This is a genomic window from Halosaccharopolyspora lacisalsi (assembly GCF_014137975.1).
Taxonomy (GTDB): domain Bacteria; phylum Actinomycetota; class Actinomycetes; order Mycobacteriales; family Pseudonocardiaceae; genus Halosaccharopolyspora; species Halosaccharopolyspora lacisalsi.
Genome location: NZ_JACGWZ010000010.1, coordinates 29,267 through 53,262, shown reverse-complemented (window position 1 = coordinate 53,262; position 23,996 = coordinate 29,267). Strand labels below are relative to the sequence as shown.

8 protein-coding genes are annotated in these 23,996 nt (G+C 70.2%); all 8 read left to right on the top strand.

Annotation, left to right across the window (positions count from 1 at the left end):
- Nucleotides 1-3 precede the first annotated feature (3 nt).
- The 8 genes from FHX42_RS25120 to FHX42_RS25085 are packed head-to-tail and all read left to right on the top strand — an operon-like array spanning nt 4 to nt 23,951.
- A complete protein-coding gene (locus FHX42_RS25120) occupies nt 4-684 on the top strand; it encodes a hypothetical protein (protein ID WP_182546952.1) in 681 nt (226 codons plus the stop codon).
- A complete protein-coding gene (locus FHX42_RS25115; protein WP_182546951.1) occupies nt 684-1,985 on the top strand; it encodes a hypothetical protein in 1,302 nt (433 codons plus the stop codon). Before FHX42_RS25120 ends, FHX42_RS25115 begins: the two co-directional genes overlap by 1 nt.
- On the top strand, nt 1,982-3,463 hold the full coding sequence (locus FHX42_RS25110) for an SCO6880 family protein (protein ID WP_182546950.1): 1,482 nt from the start codon (nt 1,982-1,984) through the stop codon (nt 3,461-3,463). The genes FHX42_RS25115 and FHX42_RS25110 overlap by 4 nt, the downstream gene beginning before the upstream one ends.
- Nucleotides 3,453-4,979: an ATP-binding protein gene (locus tag FHX42_RS25105; RefSeq protein WP_182546949.1), complete on the top strand. Its 1,527-nt coding sequence runs from the start codon at nt 3,453-3,455 to the stop codon at nt 4,977-4,979. The genes FHX42_RS25110 and FHX42_RS25105 overlap by 11 nt, the downstream gene beginning before the upstream one ends.
- Nucleotides 4,976-6,817 carry a type IV secretory system conjugative DNA transfer family protein gene (locus tag FHX42_RS25100; protein WP_182546948.1) on the top strand — a complete coding sequence of 614 codons (1,842 nt, stop codon included), beginning with the start codon at nt 4,976-4,978 and terminating at the stop codon, nt 6,815-6,817. The genes FHX42_RS25105 and FHX42_RS25100 overlap by 4 nt, the downstream gene beginning before the upstream one ends.
- Nucleotides 6,814-7,293, top strand: coding sequence for a DUF4913 domain-containing protein (locus FHX42_RS25095; RefSeq protein WP_182546947.1), 480 nt, complete (start codon nt 6,814-6,816; stop codon nt 7,291-7,293). The genes FHX42_RS25100 and FHX42_RS25095 overlap by 4 nt, the downstream gene beginning before the upstream one ends.
- Before the next feature lie 9 nt (nt 7,294-7,302).
- A complete protein-coding gene (locus tag FHX42_RS25090) occupies nt 7,303-7,722 on the top strand; it encodes a DUF6292 family protein (RefSeq protein WP_182546946.1) in 420 nt (139 codons plus the stop codon).
- 35 nt (nt 7,723-7,757) lie between these two features.
- Nucleotides 7,758-23,951, top strand: coding sequence for a helicase-related protein (locus FHX42_RS25085; protein WP_182546945.1), 16,194 nt, complete (start codon nt 7,758-7,760; stop codon nt 23,949-23,951).
- Nucleotides 23,952-23,996 lie beyond the last annotated feature (45 nt).

Sequence of the window (23,996 nt, the reverse complement as noted above, 5' to 3'; positions counted from 1 at the left end):
GTCATGTCCTATGTAGTCAGTGAGACCACCGGTGCGGCGCGACGGCGGCGGTGGCCGTGGGTGGTGGCGGCCGTGGTGGTGCTGCTGCTGGTGGCGACCACGGCGTTCTGGTTGGGGCGCAGCAACAGCCAGCCTGCGGCCCGGCCGACGTCGCCTGCTCCCTCGCCGAGCGAGCAGCAGGGCCCGTGGGGGCCGCTGCAGTGGCGCCCGGTGGCGGATTCCCCGCTGCCGTTTTCGGCCGAGCACGGACCGCGCACGGTCACCGACGGCCTGGCGCGCGGGTTTTCCCACGACAAGGCCGGGGCGGTGTTGGCGGCGCTGCACATCAGTACTCGGGCATCGAGCGCGGCCGGGCCGCGGACCTACCGGGCGGTGGTCCGCGAGCAGACCTACGGCGACAAGCAGGCGCAGTTGTCGCAGTTGTCGCGGCAGTCCTCGTCGGCCTCGGCCGCGGCGACCCGGCCGCAGCAGTGGTGGTATGCCATCACCGGTGGTGATCCCCGGGGCGATTTGGTGCAGGTCTCGCTGGTGGCCTCCAGTGAACAGTCCCGGCAGATGGGCGGCTATGCGCACCTGACTCGCACGTTGTCCTGGCGCAACGGGGACTGGCGTCTGCAGGTGCCCACACCGGCGCCGGAGCTGAGGACCTCGACCGCCGGGCACACTCGCATCGGAGGGCCCTAGTGGCCGACTGCAACCCCATCAACCTGGCCTGCCAGGGCAGGCAGGCCATCGCCAATGGAATCCACAGTGGATTCGAAGAAATCGCGGAGTGGTCCAGCAAGTTCGCCGGCGACTTGTTGGTCGATTCCATGTTGTGGTGGCTGTATACGCCCACCATCAACCCGAACACCGAGGGTGTGCGGAACGCGCAGTCCTACCTGACCCCGGTCATCGCGCTCATTCTGATGTGTTCGGTGCTGGCTCAGTGCATCCGCATCGTGCTGCAGCGCAAACTGCAGCCGTTGTTGGATGTCGGGCTCGGCGTCGGCCGGTATGTGTTGGTCACCACGATGGGGCTGATGCTGCTGGCCGGGGCCGTCTCCGCGGGAGACGCGTTCACCACCTGGGTGTTGGACAGCCAGAAAACCACCGTCTCCGCAGCCTTGCAAAGCGTCCTGAACATCACGGGCACGAACAATCCGATGGGGGTGCTGTTCTTTTCGCTGGTCCTGGCGGTGTTGGGGTTCGTCCAGTGGGTGCTGGGGTTCATCCGTCAAGCCGGGATCGCGGTGTTGGCGGTGATGCTGCCGCTGGCCGCGGCCGGGACGGTGTCGCAGTGGGGCAAAGAATGGCTGACCAAGATCCTTCCGTGGCTGATCGCGCTGGTGGCGTACAAGCCGCTGGCGGCGATGCTGTATGTCATCGGGTTCCAGTTCATGGGCTCCGGTAACTCGTCGCCGTCGGGAGAGGTCGATCAGGACTGGAATGTCGCGATGGTGGGCATCATGGTGGTGTTTTTGGCCATTATCGCGCTGCCGGCGCTGATGAAGTTCTTCAGCTGGGCGGGAGTGTCGATGCCCTCCGGTGGGGGCGGGGGCTCGGCGTTGAGCAGCCTCGGACAAATGTCCGGAGGCGGGGGCGGGCCCTCCCCGAGCGGGGCCGCCCCGCGCTCGTCCGGCGAGCAGCAGGCCAACTACGTGGACGCGACCGGGCCCGGCAGCGGCCCGTCCGGATCCGGGCCTGAAGGCCCCGACTCGGGCTCCGAGAATCGCGGCCCGTCCGGATCCGGTGGGCCTGGCCAGGGCGGCCCGTCGAGCTCTCCGCCGCAGGCCAGCCCCACCGGACAGGGGAAGCAGGCCGCGCCCGTCGGGCAAGGGCAGCAGGCCGCGCCCGTCGGGCAGGGTCAGCAGGTCGCGAGCGCGGGTCAAACCACCGGTGCGGTGGGCACTGGTGTCGGCATGGGGCTCGCGGCGACCGGCGAGGCCTACACGCAGACCAGGGACACCGCCGCAGACATCGGCGGAGAGGAGCCGACGTCGTGAGTACCAGCAGCAGTCCGGACGGCCCGCGGTTGTACGGCAACTGGCGCCGTGCGCGGGGTTTCGGCATCGCGAACTGGTCGCCGGGCCAAACGCTGACCCTGTTCGTCACGATCGTGACCGCGATCGCGGCGTTCTACATCGGCGTGGTGGTCGGGCTGGTCGTGGTCGGGATCGGTGTGCTCGTGGCGGCCAGTGTGCTCATTCCCGTCGGCGGCAGCTCGCTGTGGCAGGCCCTGGCCCGCACGCTGCGGTTTTCCACCGCCCGGCGGCGCGGCTGGACCGCCTATTCCGGCGGGGTGCTCACCGACCATCCGCGCCAGCACGACCTGCCCGGGCCGATGGCGCCGTTGGTGCCGCTGAACACCGACGACGGGCGCGGCGGCAAGCAGGGCCTGCTGTGGGACCGGAGGAGCGGGCTGATCACCGTGGTGCTGCGGTGCTCTCCGGTGGGGCTGGATCTGGCCGATCAGGACCAGGCCGACCAGTGGGTGGCCTCGTGGGGGGCGTGGCTGGCGGATCTGGGCTATCAACCGATGGTGCGCTGGATCAGCGTGACCGTGGAGACCGCCCCCACCGGGGGCACGACGATCCGTGACTACACCCACCAGCGCCGCAGCCCGCACTCGCCGCAGGTGGCCAGCCAGGTCATGGACGAGCTTCTCGCCGAGACCCCGGCGGTCACCGCCGATGTGGACACCCGTGTGTCGATCACGTTCGATCCGTCGCGGGCCAATCCGCAGCCGCCGGACCTGCTGGCGGCGGTGGCCGAGGTGTCGCGCTGGATCCCCGGGCTGGAGCAGGGGCTGGCCTCATGCGGGGTGTCGGTGCTGGGGCGGGCCACTGTGCCGCAGCTGATCACCCGGCTGCGTACCGCCTACGATCCGGCCAGTCGCGGCGAGGTCGCCGTGCTCGACGCGCAGCAGCAGGTGCTGGCCTGGCGGGATGCCGCTCCCGTGTCGGCCCGCGAGGACTGGGACGCCTGGCACCACGACTCGGGGATCTCGGTGTCCTGGGCGATGCGGGAGGCCCCGCGGCAGGCGGTGACCGAGCGCGTGCTCGTGCCGCTGCTGGCGCCGGGCCCGCACCCGCGGCGGGTGACGCTGCTGTACGAGCCGCTCGGGGCCGATGCCGCCGCGGCGGCCGTCGAGTCCGAGATCAGCAACCTGGCGGTGCGTCAGGAGTGGGCGAAGCGCACCAAACGCGATACGACGCAGCGCGATCGCGACGATGCCGCGCACGCGCAGCAGGCCGCCCGGGAGGAGTCCCAGGGTGCCGGGGTCGGCACGTTTTCGCTGTATGTGACCACCACCGTGGCCGCCGCCGAGCAGATCCCGGCGGCGGTGGCCGATGTCGAGCTGCGCGCCGGTCAGGCCAAAACCCGGCTGCGCCGGTTGCGTGGGGCCCAGGCGTCGGGGTTCGCCGCGAGCTTGGGCATGGGCATCAATCCGCGTGAGCTGGAGACCCGTCATGGCTACTGACTCCCCCACTGCCGCCTCCGCCGGGCCGGATCCGGCCGGACAGGCCCGGAACCGGCCCGCGCCCCGGTCGTGGGGCTGGACCACCCCCGGCGGGGGCCGGGCGGCCACCGTCCAAGCCGGGGTGGGCTATCAGGGCACCACCAGTCAGGTGTGCGGGCTGTACCCGTACGCGGTCTCCTCGGGCGCGGCCCCGCGTGGGGTGCCGATCGGGCGGCACATGCACACCGCCGAACCGGTCGGGCTGGACCCGAGCGAGTGGCTGCACCAGGGTTTGGTGACGAATACCGGCTTGTGGGTCCAGGGGCAGCCCGGCGTCGGCAAAAGCACGATCATCAAACGGCTCATGACCGGGTTGACCTCATTCGGCTTTCTCGGGGTCGTGCCCGGCGACGTCAAGGGCGAGTACTCGCCGCTGGTCGAGTCGCTCGGCGGCACCGTGTGGCGCGTCGGCCGCGGGCTGGCCCGGCTCAACCCGCTGGACATCGGCCCGCTGCGTCAAGCGGTGGCCGCGGCCACCGGCCAGGCCCGGGCGCAGCTGCTGGAGACCGTCCGGGCCCGGCAGCTGTCGCTGCTGGAAGCGCTGATCACGATCGTGCGGCGCCAGCAGTCCCACCCGGAGATCACCACCACCGAGCGGCGCCTGCTGGGCCGGGCGCTGGATCTGGCGACCACGGCCGATCCCACTGGCGAACCGGTCATCCCGGATCTGCTGCGTATCCTCGAGCAGGCGCCCGAGGCCGTGCAGCAGCTGACCGCCTCGGCCGACGAGCGCCAGTTCCGCCGTGATGCCCGCGAACTCATCAACTCCCTCGGGGTGCTCTGCGAAGGCGCGATCCGGGGGATGTTTGACCAGCGCTCCACGGTGGCGGCCCCGCTGGATACCCCGGCCATGAGTTTGGATATCTCCGCGCTGCACCGCGATGACGACGAGGTCGTGGCCGCGGCGATGCTGTCGTCCTGGGCCTGGAGCGCGGCCGCGATCGACGCGACCCAAGCCGTCGGCCAGCGCCGCAACGTGTTCCGGCCCATGGACGAGCTGTGGCGGGCGCTGCGGGTGGCGCCGGGCCTGGTGGAGTACGCCGACCGGCTTACGCGTTTGAACCGCCACGAGGGCGAGGTCACCGCCCAATCCACCCACTCCTTCGATGATTTGGAGGCGCTGCCGAACCCGGCCGATGTGGCCAAGGCGCGCGGCATGGCCGCCCGCAACGGAGTGCTCGTCCTCGGCGGACTCGACAACAAAGAAATCGAGGCGATCTCACGGATCGCCCCGTTGACCAGCGGCGAAACGTCGCTGTTGACCTCCTGGGCGGCCCCGCCGACGTGGGTGGCCGGGATGAGCCACCCGGGCCGAGGCAAATACCTCATCAAAAGCGGGGAACGGCTCGGGCTGCCGGTGGCGATGAGCCTGACCGCCACGGAACGGTCGCTGTATGACACCGACACCGCCTGGCACACCAACACCGCCTGGCCCGATCAGGACCCGCAGTCGCCGCAGCAGGGGGTGGCGGCATGAGCGGGGCGGCTCCGGCGTCGAACGAGAAGACCACCCTGGCCATCGCCGGATCGGTGCTCGCTGCCGCCGTGGCGGCCTACGCCGACATCTGGGTGGCCACCGGTCTGTGTGGACTCCTGGCCACCGGGTCCTGGGCCCGCCCGGGCATGGCGGTCCCGCAGCTCGTCGAGACCCTGACCACGGTCGGCCCGGCCGGGCTGGTGCCCGGGGTCTCGCCGGTGCTGTTCTGGGTGTTGGTGGCGGTGTTGGCCATTGCCGAACTCGTCGGCGGCGTCCTGGGCGGGCTTGCCCTCGCGGACCGGTTGGCCGGGGGCCACGATCCGGCCCGGCTGGCCCGCAAACGCGACCTCGGCGACCTGACCGGCAAGCAGGCCGCGCAGAAAGCCCGCGGGCTGCGGCCTTCGCTGCAGCACGCGCAGGAGCTGGGCCGCGATGTCGGTATCCGGCTGATGCAGGTCGCCGGGATGGATGTGTACATGTCCTGGGAGGACGTGGCGCTGATCCTCATGGGCCCGCGCAGCAACAAGACCAGCGCGATTGCGGTGCCCACGATCCTGTCGGCCAACGGTCCGGTCGTCGTGACCAGTAACAAGACCGACGTGTGGGCGCTGACCAGGTCCCTGCGCGCGCAGGCCGGGCGGGTGTTCACGTTCGACCCGCAGCAGATCGCCTACGTGGACCAGACCTGGTACTGGGACCCCATCGCCGCGATCCGCCAAACCCCGCAGCACCGGCAGCTGGAGGCCGCCTCCCGGTTGACCGCCCACTTCACCGGCACCATCTCCGGCGAACGCGCCGACCCGTTCTTCTCCCAGGCCGCCGAGCGGGTGCTGTCCGGCTCGATCCTGGCCGCGGCGGCCAACCCCGACGGCACGTTCCGCGATGTGCTGCGGTATCTGCGCGACCAGCGCCGCGACGCCGTCGACGCGCTCGATAACCACGGGGCCACCGTCGACGCCGAAGAACTCGAATCGACCCTCGGCGGGGCCGACGTCACCACCGAAGGCATCTACGAAACCGCCCGTACGGCGGTGAAATGCCTGCGCAGTGAGGCGCTGCTGCGGTGGGTCACCCCACCGTCGACCTGGTCGAGCCCGCCGGAGCACGAGCTGGCCAGCTTCGACCCGTGGGAGCTGGTCGCCGGCGGCGCCGACACGGTGTATCTGCTGTCCAAAGAGGGCGGCTCCTCCTCGGCACCGGTGGTGACCGCGCTGGTCGACCGCATCACCGAAGTCGCCGAGTACGCCGCCCAGGCCCGCGGCGGCCGGCTGGACCCGTCGTTGGTGCTCATGCTCGATGAGGCCGCCAACATCTGCCCCCTGAGCAGCCTACCGAGCCAGTACTCGCACTGGGGCTCACGCGGGATCCAGGCGCTGACGATCCTGCAGTCCTACAAGCAGGGCGCGCGCGTGTGGGGCCGCGAGGGCATGGACAGTCTGTGGAGCGCGGCCACGGTCAAAATCGCCGGAGCCGGTCTCGACGACGTGGACTTTCTGGGATGGCTGTCCCAACTCATCGGCGAACACTGGGTGCGCCAGCCCGTGTCCGTCTCGACGAGCTCCTCGGGCAGGTCCGACCAGTACAGCGCCACCAAGGAATCGATCATGCCGGTGGCCCGGCTTCGGGCGCTGGCCAAAACCGAAGCTCTGCTGATCAACCCGGGCCGTCCGGTCGCCCACGGCACGCTGCTGCCCTGGTACCGCGAGTCCGAGCAGGCCGACGACATCAGCGCGGCCGGCGACGCCTCCGTCCAGCAGGTCCAGCACGCCGCAGCCGCCTACCTCGGTCCCGACAACCCCGTGGCCGCCCGCCTGAACCGGGGCGACGATTCGCCATGAGCTTCGACTTCTTCCCCACCGCCGCGGACACCGCCCCGGCCGAGGAGGCCGTCCCCGGCGGCGAGCCCGTCCCGGACGAGCAACCCCCCGCCGCCGAGACCGGCGACGAGTCGGCCGTGGACATGGACGAGCTCCTCGGCTGGGTCCACGGCCTCGTGATCCCGCTGTATCAACGCAGCCTCAAATACGCGACCTGGTGCCCGGCGTGGTTCGAACACCCCGAGGCCGTGTTTCGGCTGGAACTGGTACGGCGCGCGTGGGAGGAAGCCGTCGTCGCCGACGAGGGCTCGGCCATGTCGACGTGGATGCTGCACCACCTCGACCCGCACATGAGCGTGCTGACCAGCCCGACCGGGCCGTTCGGCGAGTGCGAGTACAGCCAGCGGCACGGGTTCAAACACACCGGGCACGGCAGCCGGGTGGAGCTGCCCGTCCTCGATCCCGACACCCACCATGCCGATACCGAATCCGAGTGAGGAGATCGTATGCCGCAGACCGACCCCACTGCCTATCTCACCGCCGTTGCCGCCGCGCTGCAGGCCGACGAGATCGCCGTGCTGAACCAAGAGATCGACAGCCAGCCGCCGCGCTGTGGGCGCATCCGCCTCGACTGCGACACCGACGAGATCGCCGGCACCGACCTGGAGTCGGTCACCGTGGACTGGAGTGAGGACACCGGATGGTCGGTGACCGTGCGGTATCAGGCCGACATCGACATCGTGCCGGACCCGATCGAGCGAGGTCTGGATCTCGTGCCGACACCGGAGGTCGTGGCGGCCTGGGTCGGTCTCGTGCTGACCAGCCCCGAGGCGATGCCCAGTCGCCCGGCCGCGGCGTTGCCAGCCACCACCACCGGGAGCGATCTCGACACCGCGTTGCAGCGCTACGCCACTCACCACGACTGACCTGATCCGCATCGTGTGTTCAGCAGGGGGATTGCATGTCCAGCGAAACCAGCACGCCAGAGCCACCGGGACCGCCGCGGGGAGAGATCAGTCGAGCCCGCGCCGGGATCGCCGCGCTGCAGACCGCCCAGCGCCTGTCCCAGCTCGGGGCCACCAGTACCGCCGAGGACTGGGCCGCATTGCGCACCTGGCCCGGCTGGGGACCGTTGGCCAAGGCCCTGTCCCCGGAACCGTCGGGCACCTGGGCCGATCTGCAGGGCGAACTGCTGGGGCTGCTGTCGCCACACGAGTACCAAGAAGGCTTCTATGCCACCCCGAACGCCTTCTACACCCCACCGGTGGTGGCCGATGCGATGCACCGGCTACTCGGCGATCTCGGCTTCGACGGGGGGCGGGTGCTCGAACCAGGCTGCGGAGCCGGGCAGTTCCTGGCCCGCAGCCCCGAGGGCACCGACATCGACTGGGTCGGCATCGAGCGCGACCCCTCCACGGCCCGCATCGCCGCGTTGCTGCATCCCCACGCCACGATCCGCAACAGCCCGCTGGAAGAGACCGCGCTGCCACTGGCCGAGGCCGCCCTCGGCAACGTGCCGTTCGAAAACACTCGAGTCCATGATCCGAATCCGCAGGTGCCCCAGCACGTCAAACGCAACCTGCACAACTATGTGCTCTGGCGCACTGTGGAGGCGTTACGGCCCGGCGGGGTCGCCGTCCTGCTGACCTCGCGGTACACCCTGGATGCTCAAGCTCGGAACGGGCGCGCGGCGCTGGCGATGCAAGCCGATTTGCTCGGCGCGATTCGGCTACCGAGTGGGGCCTTGGCCGACGGGGGCACCGACGCGATCACCGACGTCATGGTGCTGCGCAAACGCCTGCCGACCGAGCCCACTCCCACCGACCCTGACGAAGTGCCGTGGCTGCACGCTGAGACGCATCCACAGCTGGATCAGCCCGTCAACCGGATCTTTCTCGACCACCCCGAGTGGGTGCTCGGGGAGATGACCACCACCCATGGTCACAAGTACGGCCAGACCCTGCACGTGGAACCGCACGCGGACTCTGACCTGGCCAGTCAGTTGTCCCAGGTCAGCACCCAGATCGTTGCCCAGTCCCGGAAAGCCGGGATGACCTTTCAGGCAGCCCGTCATGATCCCGCCGCCGAGCTGGCCTCGGTGCCGCTGGCCGATGCCGACGGGCGCCCGGAGGGCTCGTTCCACGTCTTCGATGGCACCGCCTACCAGGTCACCGGGGGTGCGCTGGCCCCGGTGATGATTCAAGATCAGAAAGCCAGCAAGGAAGCCACCCAGCAGGCCAAACAGCAAGCCCGCGACCACGGCCAGGACCCTCAGGCGGTGGCCGAGGTGCGCATCGACAAGGGACCGTTGTCCGGCAAACCCTTGCGGGAACTGGCCACCCTGACCGAGCTGCGCGATGCCACGGTGGAACTGCTGGAAGCCGAGGCCGACCACAGTCGCTCGGACGAGGAACTGGTGCCGCTGCGCGCACGACTCAACGAGCGCTATGACGCCTACGTCGCCGAGTTCGGCTACCTCAACCGGGCCACCGTCACCACCACAACCACCTCACCCAAATCGGCCTCCGCCGGCGAGGAGACCGCGGACGGGCAAACCGGGCTGCCCAAGGTCACCCGCAAGCGCCCGTACATGGGGGGATTCGCCGCCGATCCGGACTATCCGGCGGTGCTGGCCCTGGAAGATTTCGACGATGCCACCAACACCGGCCAGAAAGCCGCGATCTTTCACCGGCGCCTGAATGTGCCGCCACGGCGAGCCGAACACGCCGACTCGCCGGACGAGGCGGTGCGGATCAGTCTGGACGAGACCGGACAGGTTGATCTCGACCGTATCGGCGGGCTGCTGGATTGTCCCACCGAACAGGTCCCCGGCCGGCTCGGTGAGCTGGTCTACTACGACCCCGCCCTCCAACGCTGGATGGCCCGGGAGGACTATCTCGCCGGGGACGTGGTCACCAAGCTCGAACAGGCCCGGGCCGCGGCCGAACAGGCCCCCGAGCACTACGACCGCAACGTCGCCGCGCTGGAGCACGCCCAACCGCGGGCGTTGACCCCGGAGGAAATCACCGCCCCTCTGGGCGCTCCCTGGATCCCCCCGGACGTGGTCACCCAGTTCTGCGCCGACGTCCTCGACGAGAACGTCGAGATCACCTACACCCCTGAGCTGGCCAAGTGGCAACTTACCCGCCGGGATGCGCAGCGCAGCGTGGCCGCCACCTTCGAGTGGGGCACCGATCGAGTCGATGGGGTGCGGCTGGTGGAGTTGGCCCTGGACGGCAAAACTCCCACCGTCAAAGACGACGGGCCCGATCCCGACAGCAAACCGGTCACCAACCAGGGCGCGACCCAGGCTGCCCAGGCCAAGCAGGTCGAGATCGGCGAGCGCTTCTCCGACTGGGTTTGGCAGGACCCCGCCCGCGCCGAACGGCTGGTCACGCGCTACAATCGCCGGTTCAACTCCTATGTCAACCGCGTCTACTCCGGCCAGCATCTGACCTTCACCGGCCTGGACGCCGACTTCCATCCCTACGATCACCAGCGCGAGATGGTGCATCGCATCCTGGCCAATCCCACCGCGCTGTGCGGGCACGCCGTCGGTGGCGGCAAGACCGCCACCATGTATTTGTCCGCGTTAAAGATGCGCGAGCAGGGCCTGGCCCACAAGCCGCTGATCGTGGTGCCCAACCACCTGCTGGAGCAGGTCACCCGCGACGGCAAGCGCTTCTTCCCCGGCGCGAAGATCCTCATGGCCGGTGAGCAACAGCTCGGCACGAAAAACGATCTCTCCCAGCGCAAACTGTTCGCCGCGCGGTGCGCCACCGGTGACTGGGACGCGATCGTGATGACCCACACCGCGTTCGAGTCCATCCCGGTCTCACCCGAGACCCAGTCGCGCTACCTCGCCGAGAGCACCGCCGAGCTCGAAGACGCGCTGCGCGCCCACGGCGGCGAGGAATCCAAACAGGCCAAGGCCCTGGCCAAGGCCCTCAAGCGCAAAACGACCACGCTGAAAGACAACCTCGCCGCCAGCCGCTCGGATACCGGCATCACCCTGGAGATGCTCGGGGTCGACTATCTGCTGCTCGACGAGGCCCACTACTTCAAAAACCTGCACCTGAGTGCCTCCGACCGGGAGATCTCGCTGCCCAAGGGCTCCAACCGGGCCACCGACCTCGACAACAAGCTCGCCCACCTCCGCCGCACCAACCCCACCGGCCGGGTGGCGACGTTTTTCACCGGCACCCCGTTGTCGAACAACCTCGTCGAGATCTACGTGATGCAGCACTATCTGCAGCCTGAGCGGCTCAAACAGATGGGCGTGGGGCAGCTGGACCCGTGGCTGCGCACCTTCGTCCGCGTCGAGCCCCGACTGGAGATCGGGCTCGACGGGGTCTCGTTTCGGCAGAAGAACCGGCCCGTGGGGTTTCACAATCCGGCCGACCTCATGGCGGTGTTCAACGAGATCGGCGACGTGCGCGGCCAGGACGATTTGGGGCTCAAACGTCCTGAGGCGCGTTCGGAAACCGTGGTGGTCGAGCCCAGTGACCGGTTGACGGGCTATGTCGCCGGGATCGCCGAGCGCATCGATAAGATGTCGAGCACGTCGCCTGATGTGGACAACATGCTCAAGGTCTGCAGCGACGGCCGCAAGGCCGCCGTCGACCTCGACCTGGTGGGCGTGTCCGACCCGGAACCGGGCAAGGTCGAATCCGTGGTCTCCCGGATGGCCGCGATCTATCACCGCACCAAAGACCAAGTCTTTCCCAACGGTCAGCGCGGCGGGCTGCAGCTCGGGTTCTGCGACCTCGGAACACCGAATCAACAGCGCGGCGACCAGGTCTACGGCAAGATCCGCGACGGGCTCGTCACCGCCGGGGTACCCGCCAACAAGATCCGGTTCATCCACGAGGCCACCACCGATGGCCAAAAGGCCACCCTGTTTGCCCAGGCCCGCTCCGGCGAGGTGGCCGTGCTGCTGGGCTCGACCGACAAGATGGGGGTGGGCACCAACGTCCAGGACCTCATCGTGGCCATGCACCACATCGACGCTCCGTGGCGTCCGGCCGACATCGAACAACGCAACGGCCGCGGGCTGCGGGTGGGCAACCAGATGCTCGAGCTCGACCAGCCCGTCGAGGTCCTCAAGTTCGTCGCCGAGGGCTCATTCGACTCCTACATGTGGCAAACCTTGGAGCGCAAAGCCTGGGCAGTGACCCAACTGTTCGGCGGTAACCCCGGTCGTGAAGACCTCGATATCGACCTCGACGACACCGTCATGGACATGTCGGAGGCCAAAGCCCTGGCCACCGGCAACCCCCTGCTGGAGCGTCACGCTAAGGCCAAGCAAGAACTCACGCGGCTGCAACGACTCTCGACCAGCCACGCGCGCACCCAAGCCGACCTGGAACACAACATTGAGACCTGGCAGCAGCAAAGCCAGGAACTGTCCCGGCGGGTCCGCCGGTTGCGTACTCTCGCCGAGACCGCCGAGGCCAGCACCCACCACTGGGTGCATCAGGACAGCGCCCTACCCGACGACAAGACCGTCAACGAGACCCTGGGCGGCATCCTCACCCGCGCTATGGCCGGGACCTCCCGGTATCACGGCAGGCTGTCCTACCGCGATGTCCGTGTCGAGATCCGCGCCCGCCAAGACCTGTCTGCGTGGCGACTGGAGGCCACCCTCGGTGGATCCGAGACCGTGTCGTTGAAAAACGAATGGGTCTCGGCAACCAACCAATACTGGCGCATCACCCAGGCCATCACCGACCACATCGACCAAGCCCGCGACCATACCGCCGAGCTGCAAAGCAACGTCGACGACCTTCAAAACCGCATCGACTCCGGCCGTGGCCAGCTCGGCGCCCCGTTTCCCCAAGCTGAGGAACTCCGCCAAGCCCGTGTCCAGCTCACCCAAATCGAAGCGGACATGGACAACGTCGAGACCGACACAGGCACCTCGGCCGCCCCTACCGAACACGACCCCCCGGGCGATTCTGACCACACGGTCATCGACGCCACCGCAGACGGCGATGCCGCCCCCATTGCCCGCGAGCAGCCGGCCGGCGCGGCCACACCGGGTCAGGACCGCCCCGGCGAGATCATCGGGGTGGCCATCGGCGCTGACGGCAGTTCCCGCCGTGTCGATGTGGCGGAAGCCATGTCGACCCCCGAGCAAGCCACCGAGCAGGCACCCGAGGCTGGCGAGTCTTCCGCGGCGGTGATGAGCGCCGAACACGCGCAACGGCTGGCTGAGGACCTGATCGTGGAGGATCTGGTGCCCGCCGAGAGTGCGGGCCCGCTGCGGCAGGCGGCGTGGTGGCTGCTCATCGACGCCGAACTGACCCGCCTGGCTCGCGAGGACACCGGCGAGCAGGACCTGGCCAGCGCAGTCCAGGCCCAGACCCGCCAGTACCTGAGCCAACTCCGCGACGATGCCGACTCGCAGCTGCTCAGGCCGCTGCTCCGCGATGAGGACTTCCGCAACCAGGTCCTCGACCGGCTGACCCGATTCACCATCGGTCACTTGCGCCCGACCCTGGCGGTCGAGGATCCGTCCACACCGGATACCGCCACACTGGTGGAACATCCGCTGCACGCGCCGATCACCCGGCTACTCGACCAGCACCAAATCACCGCCTCCGAGACCGACCTCGCAGGTCTGCTGCGCGGACTGGACCAGCTCACCGAACAACCCCGCATCATTCAAGCCGCCCGAGCCAACGCCCTCGACAACTACGGCGACGTGATAGGCAAGTGGGTCAAGGACCTGATCGTCGACATCATCGAGGCCGCCGAGCCCGAGGGGCCCTCCACGGCCTTCCTGGCCCACTGGATCAACGACAGCGCGCTGTTGCAGCAGCTGACCATCCTGTACCAGCGGCACTCCCACGCCGTCCTCAACGCTCCGCCTGACGAGACAGACGCCCGTGCCTCCGCCCCAGCAGGTACGGCCAGCCCCTTCTCCGGGGAGGCGCCCGGAACGCCTCACGAGACGCAGCAGGAGCAGGCAGCAGCACATGCCGCGACCGCGGAGGCATCCCCCAGCCCGGCCGTCGAGACCACGCCCGGTGAGCAGGCTGGTCCTGGAGGTGCTGATGCGGGTCCGGCGGAGACCAGCGCGGAAGCTCCTGCTGCGGTCGGAAACGACGCGTCCACGGCCACGACACCCCCTTCCGGGGGCGGTAATGAGACAGGCGACGTCGCGGTCACCACCACGGCCGAGCACTTGTCCGGCAACGCAGCACGGCTGCGGGAGCTGGCCGACACACTGGACCAGCTCGCCGAGACCGCCGCCGGCGCTGCCGAAGACGGTTTCTACGACCGTGACGGCATCCTCATCCCGGAAGAAGAGACCCTGAATGGGGTCGCTGGCGACGGTGGCCGCAAACGCCCGTTTTTCTGGCGCGGTCTGCAGATCAGCACCGTGAGCTATGCCGGGTCCCGCTGCCAAGCAGTTATCAGCCTCCCGCACGGCGATCACAGCACCAGCGTGCTCTTCGACGCGGGCTGGCTGCGTACGGGGCAACAACCTGTGCTGCGCCAGGCGCTGACCGCGTGGCTGGCGACCCTGCCGAACACCGCCGCCCAGGCCCGCACCGACGCCGACCAGCATGACCAGGCCGATCTGGTCATCGCCCACGACGAGACGGGCACGGCCGTGCGGGGCACACAGCGCGGTGACCGACAGCTCACCGAGACCTTGAAACGGCACAGCTTCCGTTTCTCCACACGCCAGCAACTGTGGTATCTGCCCCGACCGTGGAAATACCCCACGCGCTCCAATCGGGTTCGCGACCTCACCCGCGACCTGCAGGACCAACAACGTCTGTTCCGTCTCGACGACGGCCAGCCTGGCCCGGCCCCGACGAGCTCGCCCGAGAAGGGTGCTGACCCCACGACAGAGCCTGCACAGCAGCCGGTCACCGACACCGACGCACAGTCGGATGTCCGGAACGCGGACACCGCCAGCGCCACGTTCTCGGACTGGGCCAATGATGCGCCGGAAACCGGCGTGATGACCACGCTGCGGCAGCTGGCCGACGAGCACGGGCTGCAACAGTCGGTGCTCCAGCTGGACGGGGTCCGGTATGTGACGCTGTCCGAGCCGGGCGCGGCGGCGATGCCGCTGGTCAGCTACAGCGGCGGCGAGTCCGTGACCGTCGCTCGCGGTGACCACGAGCTTGCCATCCAGCATCTGGCCGCGACGGTGGGACTGTACCGGGACGCGGTTCGCCCTGGCGTGTTCACCCTGGATACGACCGTGCCGCAGTGGCCGCTACGGGTGGCGCAACTGGCCGCCCACACCCAAAACGGCCCGCACTTTCACCGCGCGGTCCGCGACGAGCTCAACACCGCGATCCGCCTGGCCGGCCAGGGCCGTAGCGAGGAGGCGCAACGGTGGCTGTCCCAGGCCGAACAGTCCGCACCACCACTGGTGGTGATGCCGCACCGTGCCGCGCAGCTGCGCCAGAGCCTGACCGGCCTCATCGAGCAGGGTGACGTGCCGACCGTGGCATCCGCCGCCGAGCGGGTCGCAACGGAGACCGGAACGGCGGTCACCGAACGGGAACAACCGACCCTGGTCGAACTCGTCACCCAACACACCTCCGCCAACCCGGAACTACGGGAAGCCACCCAGGAAGCGTCACGACAGGACCGGCCAGGCGACGGCACTCCTGCGGAGGATCCTGCTTCCGCCGACAACACCGACGCCGAGATGCCGTCGGTGGCGGCGTTGCCGACCGCCGAGCCCTACACCAGCACTTCGCAGGCCCTCGACGATCTGCACCAGGCCGGGCGCGCTCGCAGCGACATGGACCGAACGGCAGCGGGGCAACGCTTGTCGCCGTCGCGGTCGGATGTGTCCGCGCTGTGGGAAGCCGAACGGGACGCTCGTGGTCTGCGGAAGGCTTCTGCGGGTGAGTCGGTGGCCGGGTATGCCCGGTGGGCGCAGGCCGCTCGCATGCTGGCGGCCAATCTGGAAGCCGAGGGCCTGCGGGCTCCGGCGTTCTGGCCACTGCTGACGCGTTACGTGGAGACGGTGCAGCGTCTGGCCGCCCGGACCAAGGCCACCAGCGAGCAGGTTTCTCTGTCTGAGGAGCCGAGCACCCGCAATAGTGACCGCGATCCCGACTCCCGCACAATGGTCCCGGACAGCAGCGAGACTCCTCAGGCCGAGGACCCTGATCAGACCGTCACGACGGCCGCCAGTGCGGCTCCTGGCGACGTGCCCACCACCCCTGCTCCGGCCGAGGAAGAGCTGTTCGCGGTCATCCCCGAAACACCGCAGCGGTTTTCCGGAGTGCCGACCATGGCGGCGCTGACCACGACGCTGCAGCAGGCACTGCCGAATGCGGGCACTCCCAGCGGGATCACGAACACAGTGACGGATCCGGCGACGGCGCGGGGGGTGTTGTCTCGTATTTGGGCTGCCTCCGTGGATTCGCGTTTTGCGGCTGCGGCCGACTCGGCGCACACGCTGCTGGTCAGCGACACGGCTGTGTCCCCCTATGACCGCGGTCGGCGCCTGCGCGCGGATTCCTCGCTGTCTCGGCAGGAGTTCGAGTACCGGCTCCGGGTGGCCGAAGCGGTTGCCGAGGTCCTGGACGCCGAGAGCGTGGGGGAGGCGGCCACGGTCCGCGCCACGGGGCGGGGCGCTGCCGGGGAGACGCTCAGCGCCAGTGTGCGCGCCATGGTCGCCGCCGCTCGCGGCACTGTTCCCGCCGAGCAGGCACCGTCCGAGAAGAAGACGGCGCAGCAGTCCGCCACGGACAGCGACGCAGAGCACGCTGTCACCGACGAGCACGGGCAAACTATCGCGGATAGGCTACGGGCCACCCGGCTTCGTCACAAGCAGACGGGAAGCCCGCCGGTGTGGACCGCTCCCGCACCGCAGGTCCGTGGGGACATCACCGTCACCGCCGCCGAGAACGTCCGGATCGGGCAGGTGGTCTCCTATTCCCCGGTCTCACGGGCCGTTGAGGACTCCGAACCCGACCAGCAGGCGCCAGCGGGGCGTCGGGCCGCGGCGGCACTGCTCGACGACGCCCGTGCCGAGTTGGCCGAGAGGTCTCCGGCTGCGGCCCAGGCGCTGCAGCAACGCACTACCGGCACCGGACTCGCTGCCTCCCAGCAACACACGACGACAGCCGGTGCGCCGGAGCAGCGCGAGACCGTCGAGCGCACCAGCGCTGGCGACGGCGAAATCCCTGGTCAGATGGCTATCCCGGTACCTGGGGAGTCTGCGGGCACGGCAATCCCCGGGGAGGCTCCTGCGGAGGCGCCCGCCTCTGAGGCCGTCGACGCGACGGCCGGGCAGACCAGCGGCCAGCCGGTCAGCACGGTCCTCGCTTCGCCCGCTCCGGTGCGGGCCGACGTGCTCGTGGCCGGGTCCGCACGCGGCCCGATCGCGACGGTGGCCGCGTACACACGGCTGCAGACTCCAGACTCCGTGCCCGGAACCCGGGCGGACACGGTCCCGGTCGAGGACGAGGAACCCACCCCGGAGCCGCTGACTGACCAAGACATCGCCGAAACGCTGTTCCGGCTGGCTCCGCATGATCTCGTCGATCTGGTGGCCACGCTGGATGTCAAGCACACGCAGCGCCGCATCACCGCCGGGTGGGGCCACCACAGCTGGCGTCCGGCGACCGCACCGGATGCCGGAGCCAATGAGGTCATCCAAGCCGACCGGACCGGACTGCACATCCGGGTCAGCACCCCCACCTTTATCCGGCAGGGTCACCGCAGCTGGACCGAACTCCAGACGTGGCTGCGCTCCGGCCTGACCCCGGGCCGCGAACGCGTGCTGCTGCACACGGCCAGAACACTGCAGCGCTACGAACAAAACCGCCTCGGGTTCACGATCACCGACCAGAAAGACGCCTGCACACACATCCTGCGCGGGCTGGCTGCCCAGCAATCCTCGACGATCACCGCGATCGTCGAAGCGGCGCTGTCCTCGCGCCAGCGGGGAGAGCCCACCCCGGCGCGACCGACCAGCAGCAGTCAGGAGGCGGGACTGTTCGACGTCGCTGACGTCGCCATCAGTGAGCACGAGGCGGCCCTGCTGGCCCGTCTCGACCAGCTCGCCACCGTCCTGCCCGCCACCTCGACCTCCCACGTGGCGATATCGCAGCTGCAGCCCGGATGGGTGCTCACCCGGGGGCAACTCGGCCTCTCCAACCCGCTCACGGTCACCGAGCCCGCCGAAGATCACGGCGACTATCTGGCTCTCCACGGCCAGTATCTCGGGGGCCTCAGCACGGAACCTCGCACCAAACACGTCTACAAAAACGGCCGCACCGAACCCCCGGTCGCGGTCGTCAATCACCCCGGGCGTCTCGACGCGCTCACCACCACCGAGACCAGCCCCGCCTCCGCCCAGGACCGGCCCGTCACCGCCGCCGAACGCGACGCCAACGACACCCCCTCGGCACCGGCCGAATCGGCTCAGCAGGACCACCAACCACGTCCGGAAACAACCCCGCCGGAGCGGCCGGACTTTGCCACCGTCACCCGCACCGACACCGTCCTCGCCATCGCCCCGGCACATCCCCGGGACGTGTCGGTCCGCGTGAGCCGCACGGGGGCGGGCCCCGCACGGGCCGACCTGGTCAGCTACGTCCGTCATGCGGCCACCACCCCAGCGGTCGCAGAGCACCGCTCGGTCGTCGTGGCGGATCCGGGCGTGCCACGCGGCGAGATTCGGATGGGCGACTCCCCGCGGGAGGCCGGTCCCGTGCCGGCGGTCTCGGGCTATGTTCGGCTGTCGTCCTCGCTCGGCGGCACGGATCAACCCGCCACGGCCCCGGGCACGGAAGCGGAGCAGGTGGGCTTGTTCGCCGCCCCCGAGCCCGCCCGGTGGCCCCTCATCTCTCCGACTCCCGGGGTGCAACCGGCTCCTGCGGCGGAACGGGCACACGCCGCGGACCTGCTGGCGCTGTCGGACGACGAGGTGATCGCACGGTGGGAGAGGCTGCTGGAGCTGGCCGACCAGCGCGGATTCGCGGTCTGGCGCACCGGTGGCGGCAATCCCGTGCCCGAGCCCGGGGTGCTCGACGTAGCCTACGGTTTGACCAATCGGGCCTCGGTGGCCGACCTCGAAAGACTGTTGGCCTGGCAGGAAGCCGGAACCGAGCAGCGCCAGTTGGACCAGGTGCCGCGTGCACTCGCCCAGGGCAGTCTGCCGCCGCTGCAACTGGCCACCGCCGACGGGCAGGCAAACCTGCCGTCGCGGGAGGACCCCGACGCCCTGATCAACTGGGTCGTCGAGCTGTTGGACTACACCTGGCAGCCGAGAACGACCCGCTCAATCACCACCCCCTGGGGCCTGCACCGGGCGCTACAACTGGGCATGGCCCGCACCGGCTACGAGGTCTATCTCCACCGCCGGCCGAACATCGTCGTCGACGAGGCCACCGGCGAGATCACCCTGCCGAGACGGGACGAATCCCCGGACGGGGAAGCCACCCAGATCGTCGAGCTCGCCGAAACCCTCGTCGACCGCCTGCGCAAGCGGCGCAGCGCCCTGGCGAACCAGGCCGCCGACGCCACCAGCGCGAGTATCGAACCGCTCCTCGCGCGCCACCGGGCGCGCAAGGAGGCCTTAGCTGACCATGCCCCCGGCCACGACCGCGAGCACGCTGCCGAGTCCACCGGCGACGGTGCTGCCCCACAGCCCCACGCCGAGTCGGGACCAGACACCGCCGCCCCCACGGAAGGATTTCCGCCGGAACCGACGGCGGTGCAGGTGCGCTACACCCGCCAGCGCGGGGTCGAGCTGCTCGGCGCCCAGCAACTACAGCTGCCGCAGGATCTGTCCCGCCCGAGCGAATACAGCACGCTCACCGACCACGATATCGGGGAGTGGGACTGGATTCCGCCCCAGCAGGGCGATCCGGGCCGGTGGCGGATGCGCGGCACCCAAGGGGCCGCCCTCGATGAGCAGCAGGTGCTGCGGCTGGTGCGGTGCTGGCACGGACTGCAGTTCGGCGACCTGGATACCGACCCGCCCCAGGTCACGATCTCCGACTTCGCCGATACCCAAGCGCGCTCGACCTACCTGTCGCTGGTGCACGAGCCGCCCGCCCCCGTCGACGGGCCCGCACCATCGGGGACGGGCACCGGCACCCTGGCCGAGACCGATGTCGCCATGGCTCTGGTGTTCCTGCACCAGCAGGGAGCAGGCACGTTTGCCACGCTGCTGCGGTCGCGGCAGGACGAGCAGGCCCGCACGGACCTGACCCAGCAGCGCGGTGAGGGACCGGCCCGGCAACACCCGCAGGGCTTTCCCGACGAAGGGGCGTTGAGCCGGGTCGATCTGCGCGGTCGGGGACTGGGCATCACTGTGGCCACCCCCGACGGGGCGGTGCGGGCGGGCGAGCGCACGTGGGCTCAGCTGCGGACGTTCCTGCAGCCGGTCACCGACGGCCAGCAGCAGCTGTTCGAGGCCGTGTCCGCACTCGCGCAGCGCTGGCAGTCCTCGGAGGTCGCCGGTCCGGACGATCCGCAGTGGCACCACCGGCGGCACGACGTCCACGCGCTGCACGCCCGGGTCGTGCGGTTTCTGATCGGCACCGCCCTGTACCCCCCCGCCGACAGCGACACGACCCCGAGGAACTGGGAAACGCAGGCCTGGAACCAGCTTCGAGAGCTCGACGCGCTCCTGCCAACCACCGCCACCCCGGAGGAGACCACGGCGGAAGGGGCTACAGCGCCTGAGCGCGGCGAGGACACTGAGCAGACCCTGCTCACCGACCCCGACAGCCCACAGGACCCCGCGGCGGCACCCCCCGCCGCGGAACTCGAGGACACCGAAACCACCGCGCTGCCTGCCTCCACGACGAAGGACACCGCCACGGGCGACGAGACGGCACACCCGCCCGTCGACCAGCTCGGGCTCACTGACACTCGCGCCGGTGAGCACACCGGGGTGCCTGTCGAGCAGGAGTGGCAGGCGTGGGCCGACGCGGAAGAGCCTGACTCGGCAGCCCAGGAGCCCCTCACCGGGCAGGAATCGAACGAGCACGGCGAGACCGCAGCACCGGCACAAGCCCGCCCATCCGGGTGGGTACTGGCCGGGCCACCCCCACACCCGCCCCGCGACGTTCGGGTTGGTGCCCCGCACGCTGACAGCCCCGGGCAGGTGGCCGACTACGTGCGTCTGACCACCGGACAGCCAGTCCCGCAGGCCCTCGACGTCGACCTCGCGACACGGCGCGCCCACCCCGCCACGTCGTTGCCCCAGCCGAGAGGGTTCATCGTGGGCCGACCGGGATCACCGGCCACTACCCGGGCGATCGGCGAGCCGGTGCCATCGCGCGACCAGCCTCCAGCCGCCGAGGCTGCCGCGTCCCCGCCAGCACCCGTCACAACGGCTCCCCCCGCGACCACAGCCCCGGCCGAGCAGACGGCGCCGCCGGACGAGCCGACCTCGACCAAGGCGAACACGGCCACCACGGTCTGGCCCGCACCGGCCACCGGCGAGCCCGAGCTGGACCGGCTGGCCGCGGTGAACACGCTCGCGGCCGCGTGGTTTGCCGACCAGCTCGACCAGTCCCGGCGCGTCCAGACCTACCTGGCCAGCAACACGCGGTTGGGCAGCCACGAGGCGGTCGCGGCCGTCCGTGAGCGGACCCTCGTCGGCTACGGACCCCGCGACTGGACGGGGCTGATCGAGCATCTGCGCCAGGCCGGGTTCTCCGAGGACGACATGCTCGACGCCGGGGTGGCCACCCGCTCGTCCCGCACCGGTGATGTGATCACCGCCTTCTACGACCGGATCACCTTCGGCATCCGCGACGAGTCCGGGCGTCTGGCCGGGTTCACCGGCCGCGACGTGTCCGGGCGTGCCTCGGCGAAGTACCGCAACACCAGCACCACCGCCTTGTTCCACAAGGGACAGTTGTTGTTCGGTGCTGTCGAGCAGCGCCAGCAGCTGGCTCGTGCCGAGCGGGTCGTAGTGTGTGAGGGGCCGTTCGACGCGGCCGCGATCACCGCCACCGCCGCGCTGGCCGGGCGCAGTGATCTCGTGGCGGTGGCCGCCTGCGGCACCGCGGTCACCACCGCGCATCTGCAACAGCTCCAGCGGGTGATGGATCCGCAGGCCACGCTGGTCATCGGTGCCGACAACGACGCCAACAACGCCGGCCGCCAGGCCGGGCTGGCCACCGTCGAGCAGGCCCTGCTGGTCACCAGCCTGTCGGTCGACTACGCCCAGCCTCCCGAGCGGGGCCACGACCCGGCCTCGTGGGCCCTGCGCAAGGGGGGCGAGTCGCTGCGGCTGTACACCACCGACGCCCAGCACGGGCTGGACGTGCTCATCGAGGAGCGGGTCCGCGGCCGCGAGCGTGCCGACGCGAACGCCTCGGTGGAGGACTCGGTCGCCGCCGCCCACGCGGTGGCCACGTTCGCCGCCCAGTTCGATCTCACCGCGGGGCCACGCCGCAGCGAGCTGATCGTGGCCACGATGCAGGCGGCCCACCGCACCCTGGTTGATCCCACCACCATGCCGGAGCTCATCGCCCACTACCAAGCTCCGGAAGCCCCCGCTGCTGCGCAGCCATCCCCACAGCCCGTCGAAACCGCCTCCCCGGCCGCCTCGCCGCCGGACAGCACCTCGGGCACCGCCGTCGACCACGCTTCCCCGGCACCCGAGACCCCTGCGGGCTCCTCGGAGGCGGAGGCTGTGCCGGACAGCCAGTCTGCGCAGGCAGCCACACCGCCCCCGCCCGAGCCGGAACCGACTCCCGCCGCGGATCAGCAGCCCGTGGCGGCCTACAGTCAGGCCCTGGCCACGATCACCCCAGCCGCGGTGCGCCAGTACCTACAGGAGACCGGTTGGGCCGACACCGGCGCCACCACCAGCGGCGCGGCCGCGGTGTTCACCCGCGTCGTCGACGGCCAGCCCTGCGACGTGCTGGTGCCCAGCAGCAACCAGCAGCGCGACTGGCCCCGTCGGATCAGTGAGCTGCTGTCCACGCTGGAGGAGGCCGAAACACCCCAGGGCCGGGACTGGCGCGTCATCCTGCGCGAGCTCGCCGAGGCCGACACCACCCCCTCCGCGGCCGAACCGGGCGCTGCCACCACCGAGCACACTCCCGTACCTGCCGCCGCCGAGGCCGGGCAACAAGCCCCTGCCGAGCCCACCAGCACCAGCACGGACCCGTCCCCGGCCGGGGGGAACGCCTCGGGGCCCGAGTTCGCGCCGCAGCCCACCCACGCGGCGACACCGGCCTCGGCCGACGGAACACGGCAGCTGGTGCTGCACCACTCCCGCCACCACGGGCTGCTGCTGTACGGCACCCAGAACTCCGACCACATCGGCGACCTACTGCATCTGCAGCGGCTCCGCGGCCACGCCATCGGCCAGTGGCGCTGGGACCCCAGCAAACCCACCCCCGACGGCGGGCACGGGGCCTGGCACGTGTCCGGCAGCGCCGGACGGCTCGCCACCCCCGCCACGGTCCACGCGCTGCACCACGTGCAACAGACCCTGACCGAGACGGGTCTGCAGGCCCGTATCGACCTCGCCGAGACCGACGCCGATCCCGACGCCTGGACCCAGCACACCGCCGACCAGGCCCCGGCCGACGAGACCCCCAACACCGCGACCACCACGCCCGAAGACGAGCCGGTGGCCCGCTGCTGGACCAGCAGCGAGACACACCAGTGGAGTCAGAGCCGCCTCACCAGCTACACCAGCGCCGACCGCACCACCCGCGTCGACCTCGCCGAACTGGACGGCCGGTGGGCCCTGCAGGTCTCCACGGAGCTGGACGGTCACCAGCTACAGATACGCACGAGCCTGCGCGACCGGGAACGCGCCGACGGCGTCTCCCGCCAGGCGACCACCCAACCGGCCAAAATTCCCCAGCTGGCCCGGGACACGGTCACCGTCGGCGCCGCCGACGTCTGGGTCGACGACACGCCACTGCCCAGCCACAACCCGCTGCAGACGCTGCAACAGACGCTGTCGCAACCGGCACCGCAGTCGCCCCCCGCCGCCTCGTCGCCCCGCTCGGGAGCGTCGCGGACCACCACCGCGGCCGCCACGGCCGCCGCCGCAGCACCCGCACCGCGTTCCGGCACCGGCCAGCCACCCTCGTCGCTGTCACGACCCCCTACCCCGCCTCCGGCCACCACCACAACCACCCTGCCCCCGCGCAACCAGAGCCGCTACGCCCCCTGAAGGACTCGCGATTCCTGCCGACCCGTCCCCGCCCCGCGACCACGG

Excerpts from the sequence above, each read along its gene's own strand:
- FHX42_RS25090 (WP_182546946.1), top strand. The coding sequence starts at position 7,303 with ATGCCGCAGACCGACCCCACTGCCTATCTCACCGCCGTTGCCGCCGCG.
- FHX42_RS25105 (WP_182546949.1), top strand. The coding sequence starts at position 3,453 with ATGGCTACTGACTCCCCCACTGCCGCCTCCGCCGGGCCGGATCCGGCC.
- FHX42_RS25095 (WP_182546947.1), top strand. The coding sequence starts at position 6,814 with ATGAGCTTCGACTTCTTCCCCACCGCCGCGGACACCGCCCCGGCCGAG.
- FHX42_RS25100 (WP_182546948.1), top strand. The coding sequence starts at position 4,976 with ATGAGCGGGGCGGCTCCGGCGTCGAACGAGAAGACCACCCTGGCCATC.
- FHX42_RS25085 (WP_182546945.1), top strand. The coding sequence starts at position 7,758 with ATGTCCAGCGAAACCAGCACGCCAGAGCCACCGGGACCGCCGCGGGGA.
- FHX42_RS25120 (WP_182546952.1), top strand. The coding sequence starts at position 4 with ATGTCCTATGTAGTCAGTGAGACCACCGGTGCGGCGCGACGGCGGCGG.